The organism is Fibrella aquatilis (assembly GCF_017353255.1).
Classification (GTDB): domain Bacteria; phylum Bacteroidota; class Bacteroidia; order Cytophagales; family Spirosomataceae; genus Fibrella; species Fibrella aquatilis.
The window spans coordinates 263982-283817 of the sequence record NZ_JAFMYU010000003.1 but is presented as its reverse complement, the minus strand read 5'-3'; the positions used below and the strand labels follow the sequence as shown (position 1 = coordinate 283817).

General features: G+C 54.5%; 18 protein-coding genes. 9 read left to right on the top strand and 9 right to left on the bottom strand.

Annotated elements, in window-relative coordinates; translation table 11 throughout:
• Positions 1 to 83: 83 nt before the first annotated feature.
• Positions 84 to 845, top strand: a complete 762-nt coding sequence (locus J2I48_RS05570) for a hypothetical protein (protein WP_207334415.1) — start codon at positions 84 to 86, stop codon at positions 843 to 845.
• A gap of 84 nt (positions 846 to 929) precedes the next feature.
• Here the strand turns inward: J2I48_RS05570 and J2I48_RS05565 are convergent, their stop codons facing one another.
• On the bottom strand, positions 930 to 1310 hold the full coding sequence (locus J2I48_RS05565; RefSeq protein WP_207334414.1) for a response regulator: 381 nt from the start codon (positions 1308 to 1310) through the stop codon (positions 930 to 932).
• Positions 1311 to 1333: 23 nt separating this feature from the next.
• Positions 1334 to 2674, bottom strand: a complete 1341-nt coding sequence (locus J2I48_RS05560; RefSeq protein ID WP_207334413.1) for a tetratricopeptide repeat protein — start codon at positions 2672 to 2674, stop codon at positions 1334 to 1336.
• A gap of 277 nt (positions 2675 to 2951) precedes the next feature.
• On the opposite strand from J2I48_RS05560, the gene J2I48_RS05555 reads away from it, so the two are divergent.
• Positions 2952 to 3386, top strand: coding sequence for an Hsp20/alpha crystallin family protein (locus J2I48_RS05555; protein ID WP_207334412.1), 435 nt, complete (start codon positions 2952 to 2954; stop codon positions 3384 to 3386).
• An 88-nt stretch (positions 3387 to 3474) separates the two neighbouring features.
• Here the strand turns inward: J2I48_RS05555 and pyrR are convergent, their stop codons facing one another.
• A complete protein-coding gene (gene pyrR / locus J2I48_RS05550) occupies positions 3475 to 4035 on the bottom strand; it encodes a bifunctional pyr operon transcriptional regulator/uracil phosphoribosyltransferase PyrR (RefSeq protein ID WP_207334411.1) in 561 nt (186 codons plus the stop codon).
• Positions 4036 to 4119: 84 nt separating this feature from the next.
• Here pyrR and pth point away from each other — a divergent pair, with 84 nt between their 5' ends.
• The 3 genes from pth (at position 4120) to J2I48_RS05535 (ending at position 6990) form a co-directional block, all read left to right on the top strand.
• A complete protein-coding gene (pth, locus tag J2I48_RS05545) occupies positions 4120 to 4680 on the top strand; it encodes an aminoacyl-tRNA hydrolase (protein ID WP_207334410.1) in 561 nt (186 codons plus the stop codon).
• A 241-nt stretch (positions 4681 to 4921) separates the two neighbouring features.
• The gene (locus J2I48_RS05540) at positions 4922 to 5356 is read left to right on the top strand and encodes a hypothetical protein (protein ID WP_207334409.1); all 435 of its coding nucleotides are present in this window, start codon (positions 4922 to 4924) and stop codon (positions 5354 to 5356) included.
• A gap of 182 nt (positions 5357 to 5538) precedes the next feature.
• On the top strand, positions 5539 to 6990 hold the full coding sequence (locus J2I48_RS05535) for a cellulase family glycosylhydrolase (protein WP_207334408.1): 1452 nt from the start codon (positions 5539 to 5541) through the stop codon (positions 6988 to 6990).
• 21 nt (positions 6991 to 7011) lie between these two features.
• On the opposite strand, the gene J2I48_RS05530 is transcribed toward J2I48_RS05535, so the two are convergent.
• From J2I48_RS05530 to J2I48_RS05520, 3 genes are all read right to left on the bottom strand, one after another.
• On the bottom strand, positions 7012 to 7986 hold the full coding sequence (locus tag J2I48_RS05530; RefSeq protein ID WP_207334407.1) for a fatty acid desaturase family protein: 975 nt from the start codon (positions 7984 to 7986) through the stop codon (positions 7012 to 7014).
• 93 nt (positions 7987 to 8079) lie between these two features.
• On the bottom strand, positions 8080 to 8526 hold the full coding sequence (locus J2I48_RS05525; protein ID WP_229375827.1) for a peptidylprolyl isomerase: 447 nt from the start codon (positions 8524 to 8526) through the stop codon (positions 8080 to 8082).
• A 95-nt stretch (positions 8527 to 8621) separates the two neighbouring features.
• The gene (locus J2I48_RS05520) at positions 8622 to 10256 is read right to left on the bottom strand and encodes an ABC-F family ATP-binding cassette domain-containing protein (RefSeq protein WP_207334406.1); all 1635 of its coding nucleotides are present in this window, start codon (positions 10254 to 10256) and stop codon (positions 8622 to 8624) included.
• Positions 10257 to 10438: 182 nt separating this feature from the next.
• Here J2I48_RS05520 and J2I48_RS05515 point away from each other — a divergent pair, with 182 nt between their 5' ends.
• From J2I48_RS05515 to J2I48_RS05500, 4 genes are read left to right on the top strand one after another with little or no spacing between them, the layout of a single operon-like run.
• On the top strand, positions 10439 to 10813 hold the full coding sequence (locus J2I48_RS05515; protein ID WP_207334405.1) for a DoxX family membrane protein: 375 nt from the start codon (positions 10439 to 10441) through the stop codon (positions 10811 to 10813).
• Between the two features lie 15 nt (positions 10814 to 10828).
• Positions 10829 to 11872, top strand: coding sequence for a medium chain dehydrogenase/reductase family protein (locus J2I48_RS05510; protein WP_207334404.1), 1044 nt, complete (start codon positions 10829 to 10831; stop codon positions 11870 to 11872).
• A 9-nt stretch (positions 11873 to 11881) separates the two neighbouring features.
• Positions 11882 to 12715 carry an RNA polymerase sigma factor gene (locus J2I48_RS05505; protein WP_207334403.1) on the top strand — a complete coding sequence of 278 codons (834 nt, stop codon included), beginning with the start codon at positions 11882 to 11884 and terminating at the stop codon, positions 12713 to 12715.
• 3 nt (positions 12716 to 12718) lie between these two features.
• A complete protein-coding gene (locus J2I48_RS05500) occupies positions 12719 to 13381 on the top strand; it encodes a DUF2461 domain-containing protein (protein WP_207334402.1) in 663 nt (220 codons plus the stop codon).
• Positions 13382 to 13383: 2 nt separating this feature from the next.
• Here the strand turns inward: J2I48_RS05500 and J2I48_RS28535 are convergent, their stop codons facing one another.
• The 3 genes from J2I48_RS28535 to J2I48_RS05485 form a co-directional block, all read right to left on the bottom strand.
• On the bottom strand, positions 13384 to 14151 hold the full coding sequence (locus J2I48_RS28535; protein WP_207334401.1) for a response regulator: 768 nt from the start codon (positions 14149 to 14151) through the stop codon (positions 13384 to 13386).
• A 3-nt stretch (positions 14152 to 14154) separates the two neighbouring features.
• Positions 14155 to 16275 (bottom strand): histidine kinase dimerization/phosphoacceptor domain -containing protein, encoded by a 2121-nt coding sequence (locus J2I48_RS05490; RefSeq protein WP_207334400.1) that lies wholly within the window; start codon positions 16273 to 16275, stop codon positions 14155 to 14157.
• 165 nt (positions 16276 to 16440) lie between these two features.
• Entirely contained in the window at positions 16441 to 19737 is a 3297-nt protein-coding gene (locus J2I48_RS05485) for a carboxypeptidase-like regulatory domain-containing protein (protein WP_207334399.1), read from the bottom strand.
• Positions 19738 to 19836: the final 99 nt, after the last annotated feature.

Genomic DNA, 19836 nt, shown 5'->3' with positions numbered 1-19836 from the left:
AAAGCTGCTTTTGTCGTCGGTGCGTGTGGAATTTCAGTGTCGAAAGCATCCAGAAAGTTGTGGCCTTTTCATAACGAAATCCCATGAAGAAACTCTTCCTCTTAACAACCCTGCTGTTTATAAGTGTTGCCTGCCAGACCGAGTCGGATAAATCGCTAAGCGTAGCGGACTCAGAGACACCTTCATTGTTTACGGACGCGGATCTGGGCATTTCGCACCACCGGTCTTTTGTGGAAGTCAGGCTGAGCGCTGCCGCGCTTTGTCCAGGCATGAACACCCTTAGTTGCCGCAAAGAATTGCATCGCCTGCATCGCCAGGTAGCCGAAGATTATCCTATACCGGTTCCCCAACCGAATGTACCGCCGCTGATTTCGGCAGAAGAAGCCACGGTTTTGTACAAAAAATATCTCACGGTCCATGCCAACGCGCCCATTCTAGTAGTTTTTAAACAACTCTATCCGCGCATTTTGCTGAACAGGTACGGCATCCTGGCCAGCAACCACCACAAGCAGATTCTGTATTTTACAGAACACATGATCGAGGCCCATTCGCAGGACTTCGCCACGCTGGCAAAGGCACTCCCCTTACTCCAGAACGATATTCCCCGTCCTGTGCTCGGTGGGTGGCTCACCACGCTGATTCCTGAAGCTGAAGCCCAAGAACGCACTGTGTTGACAGGAATTGCTGAACTCAAAGCAGCGCTGGGCCAGAAACAACCTGAGAAATTCACTTTTGAACGCCTGGAGGCTATGGCTAATCAGTTGAGGCTGGCCGACATGGAAACCAACACGATCTCAGCCGACGTAGTCACGCTACGCAAGCTCCGGCAAGCCGCGATTCAATAAAACGCCTACTTCTTATTACTGTCGTAATTAAAAAGGCCTCCCGTATCTACAGGAGGCCTTTTTCGGTCAAATGCTATGGTGTTATCAGACCGGCAAACTAGCCAGCTTTACTTTCAAATCAGTGAAGTCAAGCGGCTTGGTCAGAAAATCATCGGCCCCCAGGTCCATGGCCTGTTTGTGGCTGTCTTCATCGCCGTAGGCCGTAATCATCATCACCACCGGCGGGCGTTTTGGCGTTACGCTCCTGATGTGCCGCAGCAATTCCAGCCCGCTCATACCTGGCATGTTGATGTCCGACAAAATCAGCACTGCCTCCTGTGGCCGTTCGGTGAAAATAGTCAGCGCCTCCTCGCCCGACGAAGCAAAGGTCAGGTGGATGGTACCACCCCGGATTTCACGCCGGAAACGCTGCTCAAACAGCGGGCGAACGTCGGGTTCGTCGTCAACAACAAGAATATGGGTCATGCCGGGAGGGAACAGGTGTGCGTTTAGTTGCAGTAGTCGCTGATGACTTTGTAGGCGGGGGTATAGCCCAGTTCGCCGGCCTTTGAGAGGTCCAGGCAACCGCCGTTTTCGTCACCCAGGCTGTGTCGGATTATGCCCCGAATATAATACGCTTCGGCGTACCGTGGGTTAAGTTTAATGGCACTGCTACAATCGAGCAAGGCTCCTTTTTGGTCGTTCTGCGCCGATTTGATCATGCCCCGCGTAAAGTAGGCCTCGGCGTAGGTGGGGTTCAGTTCAATGGCTTTGTTCAGATCAGCAATGGCCAGTTTGGCATCGCCTTGCTTGTTGCGACTCACGGCCAGACTGAAAAATGCCTCCGACCGCTCGTTCGACAGTTCGTTCATTTTGTTCCGCTCCTGCACCACCGAACGGAGATTGTCCAATGCGCCACGGTTCAGGCGGCCGTTGAAAAACACCTTCGTGTCGGTGTTGGTGTTGTTCAGCTCAATAGCCTGATTAAAATCCTGTACGGCCCCTTTCTGGTCGCCCAGTTTGCTCCGACAAAAGCCCCGGCCGTAGTAGCCGCGATGGCTGTTTTTGTCTAAGCCAATGGCCCGGTCGAAGTCAACGTTGGCCCCTTTAAAGTCTTCTGTTTTACCCTTGGCAAACCCCCGGTTCAGGTACGACTCGGTGTCTTCGGGGTTTAATTCAATGGCCTTGTTGAGATCGGCAATGGCCCCTGTGAAATCGTTTAGCTCCACCCGTGAGGCACCGCGTGAGGCATAGGCCTGCGCACGCTTGGGATTTAGTTCAATCAACTTAGAGAAATCGACCAGGCTGCTCGAAAACTCTTCCAGTTTCTGTTTGGTAATACCCCGCGCATAGAGCGCCGCCTGATTGTTAGGTTCCAGTTCCAGCGTGCGACTGAAATCCTGCAACGCACCCCGATACTGCTCCAGGCGGCTGCGGCTGGCGCCCCGGTTATAATACGCCTGGGCATCGTCGGGGCTAAGTTCAATGGCCCGCCCGTAGTCGAGTAGAGCCGACCGGTGGTCATCCTGCTTGCTTTTGCTTACCCCCCGGCTCAGAAACGCCAGGGCATCTTTGGGATTGAGTTCAATAGCTCGGTCATAGTCCAGAATAGCACCGCGGTGGTCTTTCAGGTTCGCTTTGGCCAGCCCCCGGTTATAATAGCTGGGGCCATTATCGGGGTTCATGGTGATAGCCATGCTGAATGCCTGGAGTGCCCCCGTAAAATCGCCGGTACGGCTTTTGGTCACGCCGCTCTCGAAATAATCAACCGCCGTTTGTTGCGCGTTCAGTTGGTGGGGACAGAAGCTGGCGAGGGCAACGACCAGCAATAAAGCGTAAAGTCGATACATGGTTACAATTGGGGTTAAATGCAAGAATTCGGAGGTGGGTGGACCATAAAATTACTATTCGGGATTGGCTTGACCAACTCCTAACCAGTTTATAAGCACTAAGCATACGAATACTGACATAATGAAACACACACTATGGGCTCGAATCAGACTTAATGGCAGGTTTTTAGAATAAATAGCCAAAAAATAGGTCATCTTGTCAGCAATAATGATCTGGCAATAGATTTGTACTATAGGCAGTACAACCTGCTACTGAGCAGCTAAACAACAAACAGCAATGAACACCTTAGCACGAATTAACACCATGCCTGCCTTATTCGACACCTTCTTTGGCCCCTCATTGGCCAGCCGCCCTTATGTGGTAAATTACCGCAAACCTGCCACCACCGGTCCAGCCGTAAATGTGAAAGAAACAGATACCAATTATGTGCTGGAAGTAGCCGCTCCGGGTGCCCAGAAAGAGCAATTCGCCCTGAACGTAACCCAGAACGTGCTGACGCTGACGCTCAAAAACGAGCAAGCCAACGAAACCACCAATGAAGGTTATGTGCGGAAAGAGTTTGGCTTTGAGGCCTTTGAACGCAGCTTCCGTCTGCCCAAAAACGTCGATGCCAACGCCATCACAGCCACCTACGAAGCCGGTATCCTGACCGTATCACTGCCCAAGGTTGAAGAAAAACAACCCGAAGTGAAGCAAATCGAAATCGCTTAAGGGGCAGATAAGTTTAAGGTCTAATGTCTAAAGTTGCTTCGCGCAGTACAGTAACTGGCGAAGCAACTTTAGACATTAGACTTTAGACTCACTCCTTATCAATCAGCCAGACGCGGTCGGTTTCGGCACCTTGCTCGGTCCATTCCACTAGTACGCGCTGGGTATCGAGTGTCTGTACGCGCTGCCCCACATAGTCGGGCTTGATGGGCAGGTCGCGATTGAATTGTCTGTCAATCAGCACTAGTAGCTCCACCTTCCGGGGCCGTCCAAACGCTGACATCGCATCGAGCGCAGCGCGCACCATCCGGCCCGTAGCCATCACGTCGTCGATGAGGATCACGCGCTTGTCTTCCAGTAAAAAAGGCACATGGGTGGTGTTGGGCCGCAGGGGTGCATCGCGGCGGCGGAAATCGTCACGGTAAAACGTGGCATCTAGATAGCCCAACGGCACCGTACGGCCTGGGTAACGCCCCGCCAGCGTTCGGTTCAGTTCGTTCACTACGCGCTCGGCGAAGTAGATACCACGGGGTTGCAGGCCCAAAACTACCGAATCGGAAAAATCGGTGTGGTTTTCGATCAACTCCTGACTTAGTCGACTAATCACGATCTCGAGCAATGGACTGGCTAGGATAAGGCGTTTCTGATTCATGCGCTAAAAGTAGGATTCTACGCGTATTTTCTCTGAACAAGCCGTCGAATTCCCCAAATTTGCACCCATTCGATTCGTCTATTCATGAAATTTTTGATCGTTGGGCTGGGCAACATTGGTCCTGAATATGCCCTCACTCGCCACAATGCGGGTTTTATGGTGCTCGACCGGCTGGCCGCACAACACGGTTTCAGCTTCATCATGAACCGGCTAGCTTATACGGCGGCGTGGTCGCACAAGGGCAGGCAGTTATTTTTTATCAAGCCCACAACCTTCATGAACCTCAGTGGCCGGGCTGTTTCGTATTATATGAAGCAGGAAAACATCCCGGTCGAAAATATCCTTGTCATCTCTGACGACAAGGATATTGACTTTGGCAAGCTGCGCATGAAACCCAAAGGTTCGGCTGGCGGGCACAACGGGTTACGTAATATAGACGAGGTGTTGGGCACGCAACAATACGCTCGCCTGCGGTTTGGCATTGGCAATGCCTTTTCGCGGGGAAGGCAGATCGATTTCGTACTCGGTCAGTTTCCAGACGACGAATTAGCCATTTTACCTGAGGTACTGGACCGGGCCGGCGATGCAGCACTGGCATTTTGCACTATGGGCATACAACAGGCCATGAATAATTTTAACCAATAATTGACTTTTTTAAAGAACTTTCAATAAACACGAAAAAGTACAATTCGTATATATGGCCTACACTAACCCAAATAATATTCTGTTCCAATTGAAAAAATAGCCCCATAAATCGGTTTAAATCCGTAAATATGCCTAAAAAATCAACATAAAATTTTGAAGTGACACTATATATGCGCTGATAAATATAAACTTATCGAGGTGTGGCCCTGTTCTATTACTGAATACCAAATAGAACAAAACAATGAAATCGCGTGTTATCTTTGCGTCGTTGATTCTTGGATTAGTGTTAACGACCACGGCAAACGCGGCTACCACCATCACTGATGATAGCCCGGCTGCCACCAAGTCAGCGGGTGCCCTGTTGATTAATGGATCGGAAAAGCAATTCGCTCACTTTATCGAGCAACGCGCCAACCGCTTCAGCCGTACGTCGGCCTGGCAGACATACATGAATGTCGTGTCGATGTATAACCAAAATCCGATTGATGTGCTGCGTTTGTCAGCCGCTGACCGGGCCGAGTTTGTGAAAGCATCGTCGGAAGTTTCTGGCCAACTGGCGAGACAAAAGCAAGCCGAAGCCGTCCAATGGGCAGGTCAGGTAAATAACACAGTTCGTACGATTTCGTACTTCTGGACAGTGAGTCAAGATCAGGCGCAACTGCCTGAGAATGAGTAACTGAAAAAATCTACCCAATCAATTGGGTTATTGGAACAAGAACGAGTTTAAGTTAGTTTTTCAAGTAGAAAAGGTTAAGGGTTTAGGAATAGTCAGCAAAGAGTCGGGTCAGTGATCCGACTCTTTCTTTTTGTATTTTTCGCAGCGGCACCACTACATTGGGCTTTCTAAGCTCCCGACCTATGTTGTCAAGACTGCTGCTGTTGTTCGCCATCGTTGGCCTTGCCACCTCGCTGTTCGCCCAGCCCGCCAATATGCTTCGGCTCTATGCCCCAAACCCGCACTACCTGGCCTATAATGGGCAGCCTGTGGTTTTGATTGGTTCCGGCGAACACTATGGTTCGGTTGTCAACCTCGACTTCGATTTTAAAAAATACCTGCAAGCCACCACTGCCGACGGCCTGAACACCACGCGCCTCTTTACCGGGGCCTACGTGGAGAAGCTCGGTGATTTTGGCATTCGGAAAAACACCCTGGCCCCGGTAGTTGGTAGACTGGTTTTGCCCTGGCAACGCAGCAATGACTCTGGTTACGCACTGGGCGGCAACAAGTTCGACCTCACCAGCTGGGATGAAGCCTATTTCACACGCCTCAACGATTTTTTGGCCGAAGCCCAACGTAACGGCATCATCGTGGAAGTCAATCTTTTCTCGGCCCACTACGGCGGCGGCTGGAATTACAGCGCCTTTAACCCCAAAAACAACGTCAACAGCACCGATTCGGTGAAAGCAACGACGGTAAATACGCTCCAGAATGGCAACATATTGGGCCATCAGGAACGCTATGTCCGCGAGATTGTTCGTCGGGTAAATGGGTTTGGCAATCTCTACTTCGAAATTCAGAATGAACCCTGGGCCGACCAGTCAGACGTAGTTCGGATGCATAACGCCTACGGCCCCGCCACCGACTGGCGCACCACGCTGCAAGTGGTGTCGCAACGCTCAAACGACTGGCAACGGCAGGTGGCAAGCTGGATCACCGACGAAGAAAAACAACTGCCCGTGAAGCACCTGATCTCGCAAGATATCAGCAACTTCCACTACCCCATTACCAACCCCGATCCCAACGTGTCGATCTTCACGTTCCACTACGCCTCGCCCGACGCCGTCCGCGAAAACAGCTACCTAAACAAGGTCATTGGCTTCAACGAAACGGGCTTTGCCGGTCAGGCCGACTCGACCTACCGGCGGCAGGCGTGGCGGTTTTTGTTTAGTGGTGGTGGCCTGTTCAATCAGCTCGACTACAGCTATGCCGTGGGTTCAGAAACCGGTACCGACAGCGTTAGTACGTCGCCGGGTGGTGGTGGACCAGCCCTGCGGGCGCAGTTCAAGGTGTTAGCTAACCTACTTAAATCACTCAACGTAAGTCAGTTATCGCCCGACGAACGAATTGTTAAAGCAGCGCCCGGCACCCAGACCTGGGCCATGAGCAACGGCAAAACCCGCTGGGCTATCTATTGCGAGACTCTGGCCACGAAGCCCTACGACCTGACTCTGAACTTGCCCAAAGGCACCTACACCGCCGAATGGATCGATGCCAAAACGGGCAAAAGCCTCCAGCGCGTTGCCGTAAAAAATGGCGTTGTACAAGCCCCCGCTGGTGTGGCTGATCGGGTTGTGGTTATTGGTCAGTAGTCAGTACGCAATGACCAATGACTACTTAATTGCTTTCCTGATAATCTGCCAGTAGCCTGTTTCCAGAACGCCCTCGTTGAAATAACCACGCGATAGCAGCAGTCGGTGGAGTTTGGGGTAATTGTAGGGCGGGGCAGCCATCATCAGGTGGTGCTCGGCGTGGTAGTTCACATGGTGCGGGGCAAATAGTAGCCGCTCCAGAAAATTGGCGTAGGTGGTCCGGGTGTTCTTGTGAGGGTTTTCCTGCTCCTCGACCACACTATGTTCGGCCATTGACCGTACGCGTAGCGACACGTTGTAGGTCGTCAACAGGGCACCAATCCAGAGCAGGTAGAGCCAGCCCGCGCCAGAGGCCCACAGTATACCAAACAGAATAAGGTTGGCCGCAACCGGGCCGCGCAGGTTTTGCCAGCCCTGCCGCAGGTGCGACGAAAGCGACCTTTTTTGCAGCCATTGCGCCGCCCCACCCAGCGAATACGATAGATAGCCCGCGTGCATGGTAAGTACGGCTAACTGCCCTTTTAAGCCCGTGGCACCGAGCAAATCACGGCTAAATTTCCGGACCATACTGAGTACCGTGGTGGGATAGCCTTTGGTCAGGCTCAGGTCCGGGTCGTCGTGGAGGCCCGCAAATTTGTGGTGTTGCAGGTGGTAGGGCCGGTATTGCTCCACGTTCTGAATGATGGGATAACTGCCCAGCCAGTTGCCTGCCAGCATATTCCAGCGGGCCGAGGTAAAGTAGGCATTGTGCGAACAGTCGTGCATGATAATGGCGCAGGCCAGTTGCTTGCCGCCCAGCACTAGCAGGGCAATCAGGATGGTGAACGGGTTGGGGAAAAAGCCCGCCAGCGCAAAGGCAGCGGCGATCCAGCCCCAGGTGGTAACCAGTTCGGCAGCGGCCCGCCAATTAGACCTCCGCATGATATCGTCTACTTCCTGCCGGGTCAGGTACTGCTTGATGGTCTGGCTATACCAGGCCATGTGCGACGTTTCCATAGGCTACAAGCTGGGTTGGCCAACTTTGGGGCAAGTAACAAAAAAATGCCCCACCAGCGGCTGGCGGGGCATTTTACGTGAAGCATAAGCTTATTAAGCAGCGGCTTCTTCGGTAATGGCAATCGACTCGATCTTGTCGCCCTGCTGAACCTGGTCGATCACGTCGAGGCCATCAACCACCTTGCCAAACACAGTATGCTTCCGGTCGAGGTGGGCCGTGCCCTGCCGGTTGTGGCAGATAAAGAATTGCGAACCACCCGAATTGGGCCGACCCGTGTTAGCCATGCTCAGCACACCCCGGTCGTGATACTGATTGTCGCCGGTCAGTTCGTCGGGAATATTGTAGCCGGGGCCACCTGAGCCGGTGCCGGTGGGGTCGCCGCCCTGAATCATGAAGTTGGGAATGACGCGGTGAAACTTCACCCCATCGTAGTAGCCCGACTTGGCCAGCTTCACGAAGTTAGCTACCGTTTGCGGCGCATCTTTTTCAAAAAATTCAATGGTCATTGTACCCTTATTGGTACGCATTTCAGCTTTCATGGAAAGAGAGTTTTCTGTTTGTGGTTCGTAGTTGGTGGTTTGTAGTTGGCTGACGCGAGAGCGTGCGTCAGCCAACTACAAACCACCAACTCGTTTTATACTGCTTTTAAATATAATTCTTCGCGTTGTTGTTTTACGCGTTCGTCGGTGATGAACTCGTCGTAGGTCATCAGCTTGTCGAGGATGCCGTTGGGCGACAACTCGATGATGCGGTTGGCAATGGTCTCTACAAACTGATGGTCATGTGAGGAGAACAGCACCGGGCCTTTAAAATCAATCAAACCCCGGTTTTCGGCTTCGATAGACTCCAGATCGAGGTGGTTGGTGGGTTCGTCGAGCATCAGGGCGTTAGCACCCGACAGCATCATCCGCGAGAGCATACACCGCACTTTTTCACCCCCCGACAGCACCGTAGCTTTTTTCAGCGACTCTTCGCCCGAAAACAGCATACGACCCAGAAAGCCCCGGATAAAACTTTCGTCTTTTTCTGCCGAAAACTGCCGCAGCCAATCCACCAGGTTCTGGTCGTTGCCTTCAAAGAATGCATCACGGCCCGTATCATTGGGGAAATAAGCACTGGTGATGGTGACGCCCCATTTGAACGTACCTGAATCGGCCTGTTTCGTACCCGACAGCACGTCGAGCAGAGCTGTAACGGCCAGACTATCACGACTATATAGAAAAATCTTGTCGGTGCGGTTCATGCTGAACGACACGTTGCTGAACAGCTTTTGGCCGTCTTCGCCGGTGTAGCTCAGGTTTTCAACGGTCAGAATCTGATCGCCAGGTTCACGCTCGGGCTTGAACTGGATGTAGGGGTATTTCCGCGACGAATAGGCGATATCGTCAATCGTGAGTTTTTCCAGTAGTTTCTGGCGGCTCGTGGCCTGCTTCGACTTGGAGGCGTTGGCCGAGAAGCGACGTATAAACTCTTCCAATTCCTTACGCTTGTCTTCGGTCTTTTTGTTCTGATCCTGCCGCTGACGGAGCGCCAATTGGCTCGACTCGTACCAGAATGTGTAGTTACCCGCATACTGCTTTACCTTCGAGAAGTCGATGTCGACAATGTGCGTACAGACCTGATCGAGGAAGTGACGGTCGTGGGAAACCACGATCACGGTGTTCTTGAAATTGGCCAGAAAACCTTCCAGCCAAATCGCCGATTCCACGTCGAGGTTGTTGGTTGGTTCGTCGAGCAGCAGGATGTCGGGATTGCCAAAAAGGGCCTGTGCCAACAGCACACGCACTTTTTCCGACGCGTTGAGGTCGGCCATCTGCGTGTAGTGGAGGTCTTCGCGGATACCCAGGCCCGACAGCAGCGAGGCGGCATCAGACTCGGCATCCCAGCCGTTCATCTCGGCAAATTCCGATTCGAGTTCAGCCACCCGCTCCCCGTCGGCATCGGAGAAGTCGGCTTTGGCGTAGATCTCGTCTTTCTCCTGCATGATCTCATACAGGCGTTTGTTGCCCATGATAACGGTCTGGAGAACGGGGAATTCGTCGTAGGCAAACTGGTTCTGGTTCAGCACCGACATCCGCTCATTGGGACCCATGCTGACGTTGCCCGTCTGTGGCTCGATCTCGCCCGAAAGGATTTTCAGAAACGTTGATTTTCCCGCCCCGTTGGCACCGATCACACCGTAGCAGTTGCCGGGGTTAAATTTTATGTTGACGTCGTCAAAGAGAACCCGCTTGCCGTAGCGAAGCGAGACATTAGATACTGATAGCATTCGCGTTGATTGTGGCTGAATTCGGCCGCAAAGGTACGAAAAAAGAGGGAGAACGGAGGAAGGGAGGAATGGGAGAACGGTTGGTAAAATAGGGTAATAGCACTTGCCTCGCTTTCCCGATCATCTTACCCACGTTGTTCGTCTAAGGATTGGTTCGGCACAAACCCCGGATCATCTAGCCAATGAACACCTACGCGAAAACGGGCCAAAAGCTCTTCGCCCTCACCTTCATCATGGGCGGGCTGCTACACATCACCGGCCCCACCTTTACAGTCCAGCAAGTACCCACGTTTTTTCCCGCTCCGTTGTTTTGGGTGTACCTCACCGGCATCGGGCAACTTTGCTTCGCCGTCAGCATCCTGATTGAGAGGTTCGACAAGCTCGCGGCGTTGCTACTAGCCCTAATGATGATTGTGTTCATCGCTACGATGCACGTACCCAAAGCCGTGGCGGGCGATTTCATGGGTGTCATCAGCGCGATGCGTGACATGGGCTACGCAGGCGCAGCCCTGCTCTACGCCGGAGCCATTGCCAAAGACAACCGAATCATTGGTTAACCCATACACTACATCATGAATCAACAAGTCAGCGTAGTAGCCTATGGCGGGCCATGCACGATAAGGATTGACGAAATACCCGTGCCTACACCCGCACCTAACGAAGTTCGGATTCGGGTCGAAGCTACATGTGTATCGGCAACGGATATGCTCATTCGGAAAGGCATTTATCCGTTGGTGCAACCCACGCCGCCTTTCGCGCTGGGTTACGATTTGGTCGGTTGGATCGATGCTGTTGGCGATGGCGTTACACAGTGGCAACCGGGGCAGCGCGTAGCGGCCATGCCGCAGGTGGGCGGCCACGCTACCTACGTCTGTTGCCGGGCCGATTCACTGTGGCCCGTTCCGGCAGCTCTGGATGCCGCCGAGGCGGTTTGCTGTGTGGTGGCCGGTATGACAGCCTACCAGATGCTTGTACACGTGGCGGCAGGGCAACGGGGGCAACGAATGTTGGTGCATGGTGGGGCTGGGGCCGTTGGGTCGATGTTGCTTCAAATGGGACAACACCTGGGCATCGAGATGGTCGCCACGGCGTCGGCCCGGCACCTGCCTACCATTCGTCAGTACGGGGCCACTGGCATCAACTACCACGCCACCGACTATGACGAGCAGTTAAGGCGAGCGGCGGGCCAAGGGTTCGATGCCGTTTTTGACGCGGTGAGCCTCCCTAATTTTCGCCGTTCATGGCAATTGCTAGCTCCTATGGGTAAGCTCGTTACCTTCGGAACGCAGCAGATTGCCCAATCGATTCTCGGCCGCACCCCGTTTCAATTTCTTCGATTCGGACTAAATTTTGGCCTTTGGATGCTCACCTTACGTTATTGGAACAGCCTACCCGGTGGGCGCAAAGCCGTCTTTTTTGGGATTATCGACAGCCGACGCAACCATCCGCAACGCTTTGCCGACGACCTTACGCACCTGTTTAGCCTGGTACAGACCCGGCAGCTACAGCCGCTCATCGCCGACCGACTACCCCTCGTCAAGGCCCGCACAGCTCACGAACGACTGGAAAGCGGGCAACGTACCGGACAACTCGTATTAGTCAATTCCCAACTATAATCAACCTCCATGAATTCGTTAGAGCCAATTCTCAAACAAGCCCTAAACGGCGATATCGTGGCCTTTCAGCAGCTATTCGCGCAGTTTCAGCCGCACCTTAAGTCGTATTTATACCGCCTTTTGGTCGACCGTAACGACACCGACGACCTCACGCACGACACCTTCGTGCGGGCGTTCGACAAGCTAGGCACATTCGCGGGTGGGTCGTCGCTGAAGACATGGGTGTTCCAGATTGCGACGAACCTTGCCTACGATTTCCTGCGTACCCGGCCCCGGTGGCGTACCGACGCGCAGGACGTTAGCAAGGCCTACTCAATGGCGAACCTTTACACCCGCGACGCCTTCTTTGCCGTGCATGCCCATTCGCCTCAGGGAGACTACGATATCCGCGAACATATTGATTTCTGCTTTACCTGCACCGGAAAAACATTGCCCATTGAGCACCAGGTGGCCTTATTGCTAAAAGACGTATACGGTTTCAGCGTTGTGGAGATCAGCCAGATTCTGGACCGGACGGAGAGCTTCGTGAAACACCTGCTCCGCGATGCCCGGCAAACGATGATCGGTATTTTTGCAGACCGTTGTGCGCTAGTGAGCAAGACCGGTACGTGCCATCAATGCTCGGAACTGAACGGCGTCTTCAACCCGAAGCAGAATAAACAAGTTGAGTTGATGAAACTGGCTCTGGTACGTGCTTCCGAGGACGCATCTCAGTCGGAATTGTACGAACTTCGGGCCGCATTGGTGCAGCACATTGACCCGCTAACGTCGGGTGGGGCCGATTTGCAGGACGCAATCATGCGCTGCACCCGCAAAGCTATCGGCGAAACAAACACGTTCTAACTCATGCTTAAACCTGCCACGATTGCCTTCCTGCGCAACCTGAAAGCCAATAATAACAAACCCTGGTTCGATGAAAACCGGGCGGCGTATGATGCCGCTAAGGCTGATTTTGTTGGCCTGGTTGGCGAGTTGATTACCGGCTTAAGTCAGCTAGACCCGGCCATTGCCGAAACACCACTGGAGGCGAAGAAATGCATCTTCCGCATCAACCGCGACGTGCGCTTTTCGAAAGACAAAGCACCCTACAAAAACCATTTTGGGGCGTGGTTTAACATCGGGGGCAAGGCGCTCAACTCGGCGGGGTACTACCTTCATCTGGAGCCGGGCGGGGCTTTTGTGGCGGGTGGTCTCTATATGCCTGAACCCCCGTTGCTGGCTACGGTCAGGCAGGAAATAGACTACAACCTACCCCATTTTGAAGCCATCGTCAACGAAGCGACCTTCCAGAAACAGTTTGGCGGCCTAAGCCGTGAGGAGGCCCTGTCGCGCCCACCCAAAGGCTATTTACCCGACAACCCAGCCATTGAATTCCTAAAACTGAAAAGCTTTACAGCCTCCTCTCCCCTACCTGACAAGCTGCTCACGAAAGCCGAATTACCCGCCCACATGCTGGCGGCTTACGCCAGCCTTCAGCCGTTGATTAGCTTTCTGAACCAGTCGTTGTGATATTACATCGCCTCAAGCCCGCTGATAAACTCTTCGCGGTATGATCGGCCAATGGGCAGGGTATGTTTGCCAATAATGACTTCGCTTTCGCCAAAGCTGTCGATCACCCGCCTATTGATGGCAAATGAGCGATGAATGCGCACAATATCAGTCGTTTGCATTTTTTCGATTACCTTACTCATCACCACGCGCAGGGTGTATTTGCCCTCGCGCGTTACGATGTCGGTATAATTGCCGTCTGACTGGAGGAATAGCACGTCGCGGAGCTGAAACTTGATGAACCGATAGTTTTGCTTGATGAAGTAGTAGTCCTTTACCAGCAACAGCGCCTCATTTTTTAGCAAGGACTCCGACGACGTATTATCCATGGTGTGGGGTCGGTCGGCGGGTTGGCGGGCGGCAAAATTATGAATGGCCAGGTCAATGGCAATGCGCAGGTTGAGGTCGTTGAAAGGCTTGGTAATATAAGCCGACGGTGACACCTGCCGTGCCCGCTCAATGGTGGTCGGGTCGGTCATGGCGGTTAGAAAGATAAACGGAATCGATTGTGTGGTCTGCATCCGGCGGATGGTTTCGATCCCGTCCCATTCGCCCATGATGTGAATATCCATTAACACCAGGTCAATGGGTTGTTCGCGCATGATGGTTAGCGCCTGCGGGCCGTTATCGACGGTGTCGACCACGAAATAGCCGAGATCACCAAGGCGCTGAGCAATGTCCATTGCCAGGATGGCTTCATCTTCCACAACAAGAATATGAATCGTTTCCACAGATCAGGCAGTAGGTTGGATCATCGGTATATCTAACTGAAACTGAGCACCATTATCGTCGACAAAATGGCCCGTTGCCCGAAGTTGTCGCGCCAATGAAAGCACCAACTGCATACCAAACGTTGGCACCTTTGGCATAAGATCACCCGAACGACTTCTTTTTTTAGCTTGCCGTGACACTTTCTCCCCAACGCTACCCGCCGTTGGTACCCACTCGGTCCCAGCCGAATAAGCTACCGTTGAGCGCACGTTGGGCAGGCCGGGGCCATTGTCGGCTACGGTAAGTCGGAGTGTCAGCAAGCCATCGGCGTTGCGGGTAGGTTCCAGACGTACGGTCAGTGCAGGGCGGGCTACATGCTGATAAGCATGTTTTAACGAGTTGGTAATCAGCTCATTGATAATCAACCCAAGGGGTATGGCCGTGTCGGTTTCGATCTGTTCATGGCTGATCTCAAGCGTGAGATCTACGTCGGCCGGGCGGTAGCCGTAGGTGGTCATCAGACTTTCGACCAGATCGGCCACGTAGCTTCGGAAGTTGATGCTCGTCACTTCGGCGGTGGCATATAGGCGCTGGTGGAGCATAGCCATGGCCTCTACCCGCCGCTGTCCTTCGCGCACTGCCGCCCGCGCCTGTTCGTCAACAAGCCGCCCCGACTGAAGGCTTAGCAGGCTTGACACAATCTGCAAATTGTTTTTCACCCGGTGGTGCAGTTCGCGCATGAGGAGTGCTAGCTGCGCCGACTGCCGGGTGAGGAGTTCTTTCTGTTGGCTAATTTTTTCGGTAGCCAGGTGCTGGCGACGATACAGCCAGTAGACCAGCCCCAGCAGTGCCAATACCACACCAAGCCCCAGTCCAAGCGCCTTGAGCTGACTTTCGCGCAGGTCGTTTTCGCGGTTCAGGAACGCAATCTGCTGCTCTTTGCGCTCCGACTCGTAGGTAACTTGTAGCTGCGAAAACTGCTCTCGAAAACCAGCCGTGTAGAGCGAGTCGTTGAGAGCCTCATAGATCTTTCGGGTGGCCAGCGCTTTGTCCAGTTGCCCGTCGTGTTCCAGAATATCGGCCAAAATGCGGTTGGCGTCGCGCCGTTCACCTTTGTTGGCGGTTTGCTGCGTAGCCGTGACAGCCTCACGGGCCAGGGGCAGCGCTTTGGCCGTAAGTCCCTGTGCATCAATTGCTTTGGCCAGGTTCATTAGCGCCTGTCCTTCCATCGACTGGTTTTCGGCCTGGGCCAGTTGCAGGGCCTGCCGCGCCGAAATTTCGGCCTGTACGTATCGCTGCTGGCTAGAATATAACCGCGACAGCAGCACGTAGGCCATAGCCATCTGATAAGGCACCTGGGTTGCTTTGGCTTGTTGGAGGCCCCGCCACACCAACTGACTCGCCGAATCGGGGCGGGCCATGTTGAGCCAGTTTTCAGCCACCATCAGTCGGCATTGGTTGGCCATGATCGGGTCGTTCGAGTCGGTGAGGTGCCTAATGGCCTGTCCCAGCAGTTGGTTCGAACGCCGGGGGTTATCGAGTTGGGCGTAGATGGTGGCAATATTGCCTTTAGCCAGCCCCAGCACGTTTAGGTTGTGTTGTTGTTCGGCCTCGCGGAGAGCGGCGTGGTAGTAGCGCAGGGCGGGGCCATAAACGCCCAGGTTATCATAGACCAATCCTATGTTGTTAAGTAACAGTGCCCGCTTGTCGTCGTGGTTTGGGCCTACAGCATAAGACAGGGCTAGACGCAGGCGTTTTAGCGCATCGCGGTTCCGGCCTTCGTCCATGTAGGTAGTACCCTGGTTGGCCAGCATACGCACCAGTTTGTCGATGTTATGCTGGGCCTGCGCCCGGCGGATGCCCACCTGAAAGCAGGAATCGGCCCGCTTGTTTTGACCTAAACTGCCGTAGGCCACCGCCAGATTATTGATCGCCACCAGGTAGAGCGTGTCATCGGGAAACTGGCGCAGCATGATAAGGCCCATGGCTGCATAGTCACGGCTGCGAGCGGGGTCTACGTATAGGTAGGATTCCGAGAGTCGGATGGCCAGTTCGGCACGCTCCGGTTTACGGGCAGTGCTATAGCGGCGCAGCAAACTGTCGGTCTGGCGTGGCTGGGTAGTCTGTCCATACAGGGTGTGCACGAACAAACAGCTCAGACATACAAGAACAACACGAGAAAAGACCATAGCCGGAAACCGCTGAAAAAGAACAAAATAAACCAATTGTCACCGATCATTAACAAAAATCGCCCGGATACTGCCCCACAGGCACAACTATTTGCTAAACGGCCAGCGAGCGCGGGTTAATCAGTTTACAGGCAAGAGCTTAACGAATGAGATGGGCTGTCCCGTACCGCTGATACCCTGAACACTCACGCGCAGCGTCCGCACCGCTGCGGAAACAGCGACTGGCACCGAGAGTTTTCCTTGCTGACTAGTAACGGCCACAGGTAGCCACGCCAACACATCGCGCTGACTGCCAACCGCTTGCGTGGAAAGCGGAAACTGGGGTAAGGCCGGATAGCCAAGTACTGTTTGCCGACTGATACCTTTTGCTTTAGTGGCTTCGCGGGTGGTTTTGGTGTAAAACGCAATCACGCCCCGGCTGGCCTGCGTGCCGTACATAGCCGCAATGGCACCCGTCTTCAGCACTTCTACCCGCTCTATATTGCCCGCCGAAAACATCAGCAACTGCGTGCCGTCGGTATCGTTGACGGGGAAACCATCAATCAGAAATAGCGGATTTTGCATCGTGGCGTCGGCTTTGGGTATAGCTGGTGGCGGGGGTGCGCCACGGCTGGCAAGAGCAGGGATGGACGCGTTGAGTACCGAGGCCACATTTCCCGAAAACTTAACCGAATAGGCCACCACACCCCGGTTCAACACGGTCTCTACCCGCACATTGGGCACTTTGGCCTGAATGAGGGAATACAGATTGTCGTAGGGCGGTGTTTTTTCATCGAGCAAAATCGTCTGGTCAACCTGACTGTGCAGGCTCCGGAGTTTAATGTCGTCGGGGCGTTGGTCTATGGGCTTGGGCGCGCGTACGGTCACTTCGCGGAGCTGTCGGCCACCATTGCTTCGATACAAGGCTGGTTCGGCATCCTGTCGTTGTTTGGCAGTAGCAATCAACGCCCGCCAACGTTTCAGTAGCAAACCGGTACCAGACGGTGGGGCGGGCAGCCTAAACCCGCTGACGGCGGGGCTAAACTGCACCGTAGCGTCGATGGGTTTACCCCGGCTGTTGGTTATCCGAACCAGTGCCTGCGCCGTGTCGGCCAGGGTTAAGTTGCCAACCTGAAACTGCCCCGCCAGATCAGTCAGTGCCGCCCGAACCTGGGTATTTTGCCCGTCGGCCACCATCACGACCACATTGACCGGCTGCTTCTCGGTGGTCGTCACCCGGCCGTTGAGGGTGATGTTGGGCGTGTTTTCAATCTGCATGGCACCACCTGCTTCATTTTTACTTTCACGCAGGTGACTAGAAAAATCAGCCACCAGCGAGTCTGAAGGTACTTTATCGGCATCGGTAACGGCTACCGACACGTGGGCATTCACTGGCCGCCCCACCCCGTCGAGCAGGGAGAGCAGCAGGGTCCGAGGCTTGTCAGCGATAGGTTCTGCCTCGCCCAGGGTCAGGTTTACGGTAATAGGCAACACCCGGTCGGGCACCTGAATGGGCCGCGTTGACCAGACGTGGCCGGTGCTGTCCATCAGCGACAACCACGCCAACCCCGCGGGCCATGTCAGGGTCGACAACCGCAGCCTTGTTGTAGCCCCACCAACGGGCACCCTCCCCGACTGTAACAGTTTGTCGCGGTTATAGACCAGGGCAAAAACGGCTGGTTGCCGGGCCGACATGGGCTTGTCGAGCGTCAGGATAGCCTCACTGCTGTCTGCGCTGATCCTGGTCCGAAACGGCGCGTTCGGTACGTCACCAACCAACAGATCGACGGCACTTTCCGGCTCTTTTTTAACGATAAGCACCTCCCGGTCAATGGGTTGCGTAACGATACCCATTGCGCTGTTGACTACCCAAAGTGGCCGTTCAAAAGCGGGCTTCTGCCTTTGCCGGTCGGCTTCGGTATAGGCCCGTAGCCAGTACATACCCGTAGCCAGGGTGTCGGCCAGCCGAAACATCCCTGCCGTGCGACCGTCGGTGACAGGCAAAAACTGGTGCTGCACCAGCCGGTTATCACCCGACCGAAGTTCGGCGTTCAGGGCCGGGCCAGCCAGCGCCGTATCGAGGCGCTGAGCCTGTCGGTTCAGGACGTAAGCACTCAGCCAAAGGCGGTCGCCGGTGAGGTACAGCGGTTTGTCGATCTGCGCAAAAACAATGGGGGCCGTTGCTATCTCATGCCCTTTCCATCGGCGTGCCAGCGTGTCGAGCGTAACGTCGGCTTCTGATTTCACCAAACTAACCAATTGATTATCAAGATTTTTTGATACTCCTAGGTCACGCTGTACTGAATCGCGGCGGATGGCGGGGGCTGGTCCATCGCGGTCCCAGTCGTCGGGCATAGCGTTGCCCAGGCGGTCGTTGCTGAGGTAGCCCACGGCGTCGAAACCCATAGGTGCCGTAATCTGCCCGGCCACTGTGAAGCCCAGCATCTTCTGGGGCAGCACCAGTTGCGAATAGGCATAGGGCGCATCGCGAAAGGGTGACTGCCGCGAGGCGTAGCGGGTATATAACACCACTAGCGGGGTGGCACTTCTGAGCCAGCGTTCATGGGGTAGTTTGCCGGGCTGTATCATCTCGGCGGGCTTAAACGGCAGCAGATACCGGCCCAGTTCATCATTCAGCAGCGGTGGCGGGTTGGTGCTCAGTGGCCGCGAGGGGTCAGATTGATACACCATAAACCCTTCTTTTTCGTAGTTACCCTGCACCAGGCTGGTGAGCAAATGCCGCAACGACCCCCGATAGGCCTCCTGCCGGTTGCGCTGCCACTGCCGGGCCTGCTTGGGCGTGGCGGGCGGCAATTCTTCAAACAGGGTGGTGCCACCAAACGTGATCCGCTCGGGCTGACTCCGAAAGCCCTGGAGCGTGTACCGAAGCCGGTAGCCCAACGCCCGGTTATCGATCACCAGCACCTCGCGGGCCGTGGCAAAGAGCGTATTGCCCGACGTTTCGAATTCGACTACCTGCGGGTTGGTCAGCACACACTCGCCCGCGTAGCTCGACGACCCAAAGAGGTCAGCCTCGAACTGTTTGAGCTGCTTTAGCCAGGTCTTGTCCTGCTTCACGCGCACCACCACGTCGGCCAGTTGATTGGCCAGCGGCGAAAGCGCCACGGCAACGGGTTTTGGCGTGGTGTCGGTAATTCGCAGCGCCTGCCGAACGGTGGAAAATCCGGTGTAGGAGATTACCAGTTCAACGGAACCCAGCGCCACATTGGGCAGCGTAAACTGGCCACGTTCGTTGGTGGTAGTCCCCTGCGTACTACCGTTGAGGTACACGCTGGCAAAGGGCAGCGGTTGCCCGTCGGCGGCATTGGTAATCTGGCCGGTGAGGGTTGCCCGTGGCACGGGTTGGGCTATGGCCAGGGTAGTCAGGCAGCACAGCGCTAGCCACAACTGCCTGGGATGCTTTAAGTACGTGTTCATGATACGGTAGTGAGCCAGTGTAGCCAATTCTAATTACCGCAACTTACCCATTTTCAGCGCATTCCGTACGTTCGGAGCTGTATCTGTTTGGGATAAAAC

Excerpts from the sequence above, each read along its gene's own strand:
- J2I48_RS05570 (WP_207334415.1), top strand. The coding sequence starts at position 84 with ATGAAGAAACTCTTCCTCTTAACAACCCTGCTGTTTATAAGTGTTGCC.
- J2I48_RS05565 (WP_207334414.1), bottom strand. The coding sequence starts at position 1,310 with ATGACCCATATTCTTGTTGTTGACGACGAACCCGACGTTCGCCCGCTG.
- J2I48_RS05560 (WP_207334413.1), bottom strand. The coding sequence starts at position 2,674 with ATGTATCGACTTTACGCTTTATTGCTGGTCGTTGCCCTCGCCAGCTTC.
- J2I48_RS05555 (WP_207334412.1), top strand. The coding sequence starts at position 2,952 with ATGAACACCTTAGCACGAATTAACACCATGCCTGCCTTATTCGACACC.
- pyrR (WP_207334411.1), bottom strand. The coding sequence starts at position 4,035 with ATGAATCAGAAACGCCTTATCCTAGCCAGTCCATTGCTCGAGATCGTG.
- pth (WP_207334410.1), top strand. The coding sequence starts at position 4,120 with ATGAAATTTTTGATCGTTGGGCTGGGCAACATTGGTCCTGAATATGCC.
- J2I48_RS05540 (WP_207334409.1), top strand. The coding sequence starts at position 4,922 with ATGAAATCGCGTGTTATCTTTGCGTCGTTGATTCTTGGATTAGTGTTA.
- J2I48_RS05535 (WP_207334408.1), top strand. The coding sequence starts at position 5,539 with ATGTTGTCAAGACTGCTGCTGTTGTTCGCCATCGTTGGCCTTGCCACC.
- J2I48_RS05530 (WP_207334407.1), bottom strand. The coding sequence starts at position 7,986 with ATGGAAACGTCGCACATGGCCTGGTATAGCCAGACCATCAAGCAGTAC.
- J2I48_RS05525 (WP_229375827.1), bottom strand. The coding sequence starts at position 8,526 with ATGAAAGCTGAAATGCGTACCAATAAGGGTACAATGACCATTGAATTT.
- J2I48_RS05520 (WP_207334406.1), bottom strand. The coding sequence starts at position 10,256 with ATGCTATCAGTATCTAATGTCTCGCTTCGCTACGGCAAGCGGGTTCTC.
- J2I48_RS05515 (WP_207334405.1), top strand. The coding sequence starts at position 10,439 with ATGAACACCTACGCGAAAACGGGCCAAAAGCTCTTCGCCCTCACCTTC.
- J2I48_RS05510 (WP_207334404.1), top strand. The coding sequence starts at position 10,829 with ATGAATCAACAAGTCAGCGTAGTAGCCTATGGCGGGCCATGCACGATA.
- J2I48_RS05505 (WP_207334403.1), top strand. The coding sequence starts at position 11,882 with ATGAATTCGTTAGAGCCAATTCTCAAACAAGCCCTAAACGGCGATATC.
- J2I48_RS05500 (WP_207334402.1), top strand. The coding sequence starts at position 12,719 with ATGCTTAAACCTGCCACGATTGCCTTCCTGCGCAACCTGAAAGCCAAT.
- J2I48_RS05485 (WP_207334399.1), bottom strand. The coding sequence starts at position 19,737 with ATGAACACGTACTTAAAGCATCCCAGGCAGTTGTGGCTAGCGCTGTGC.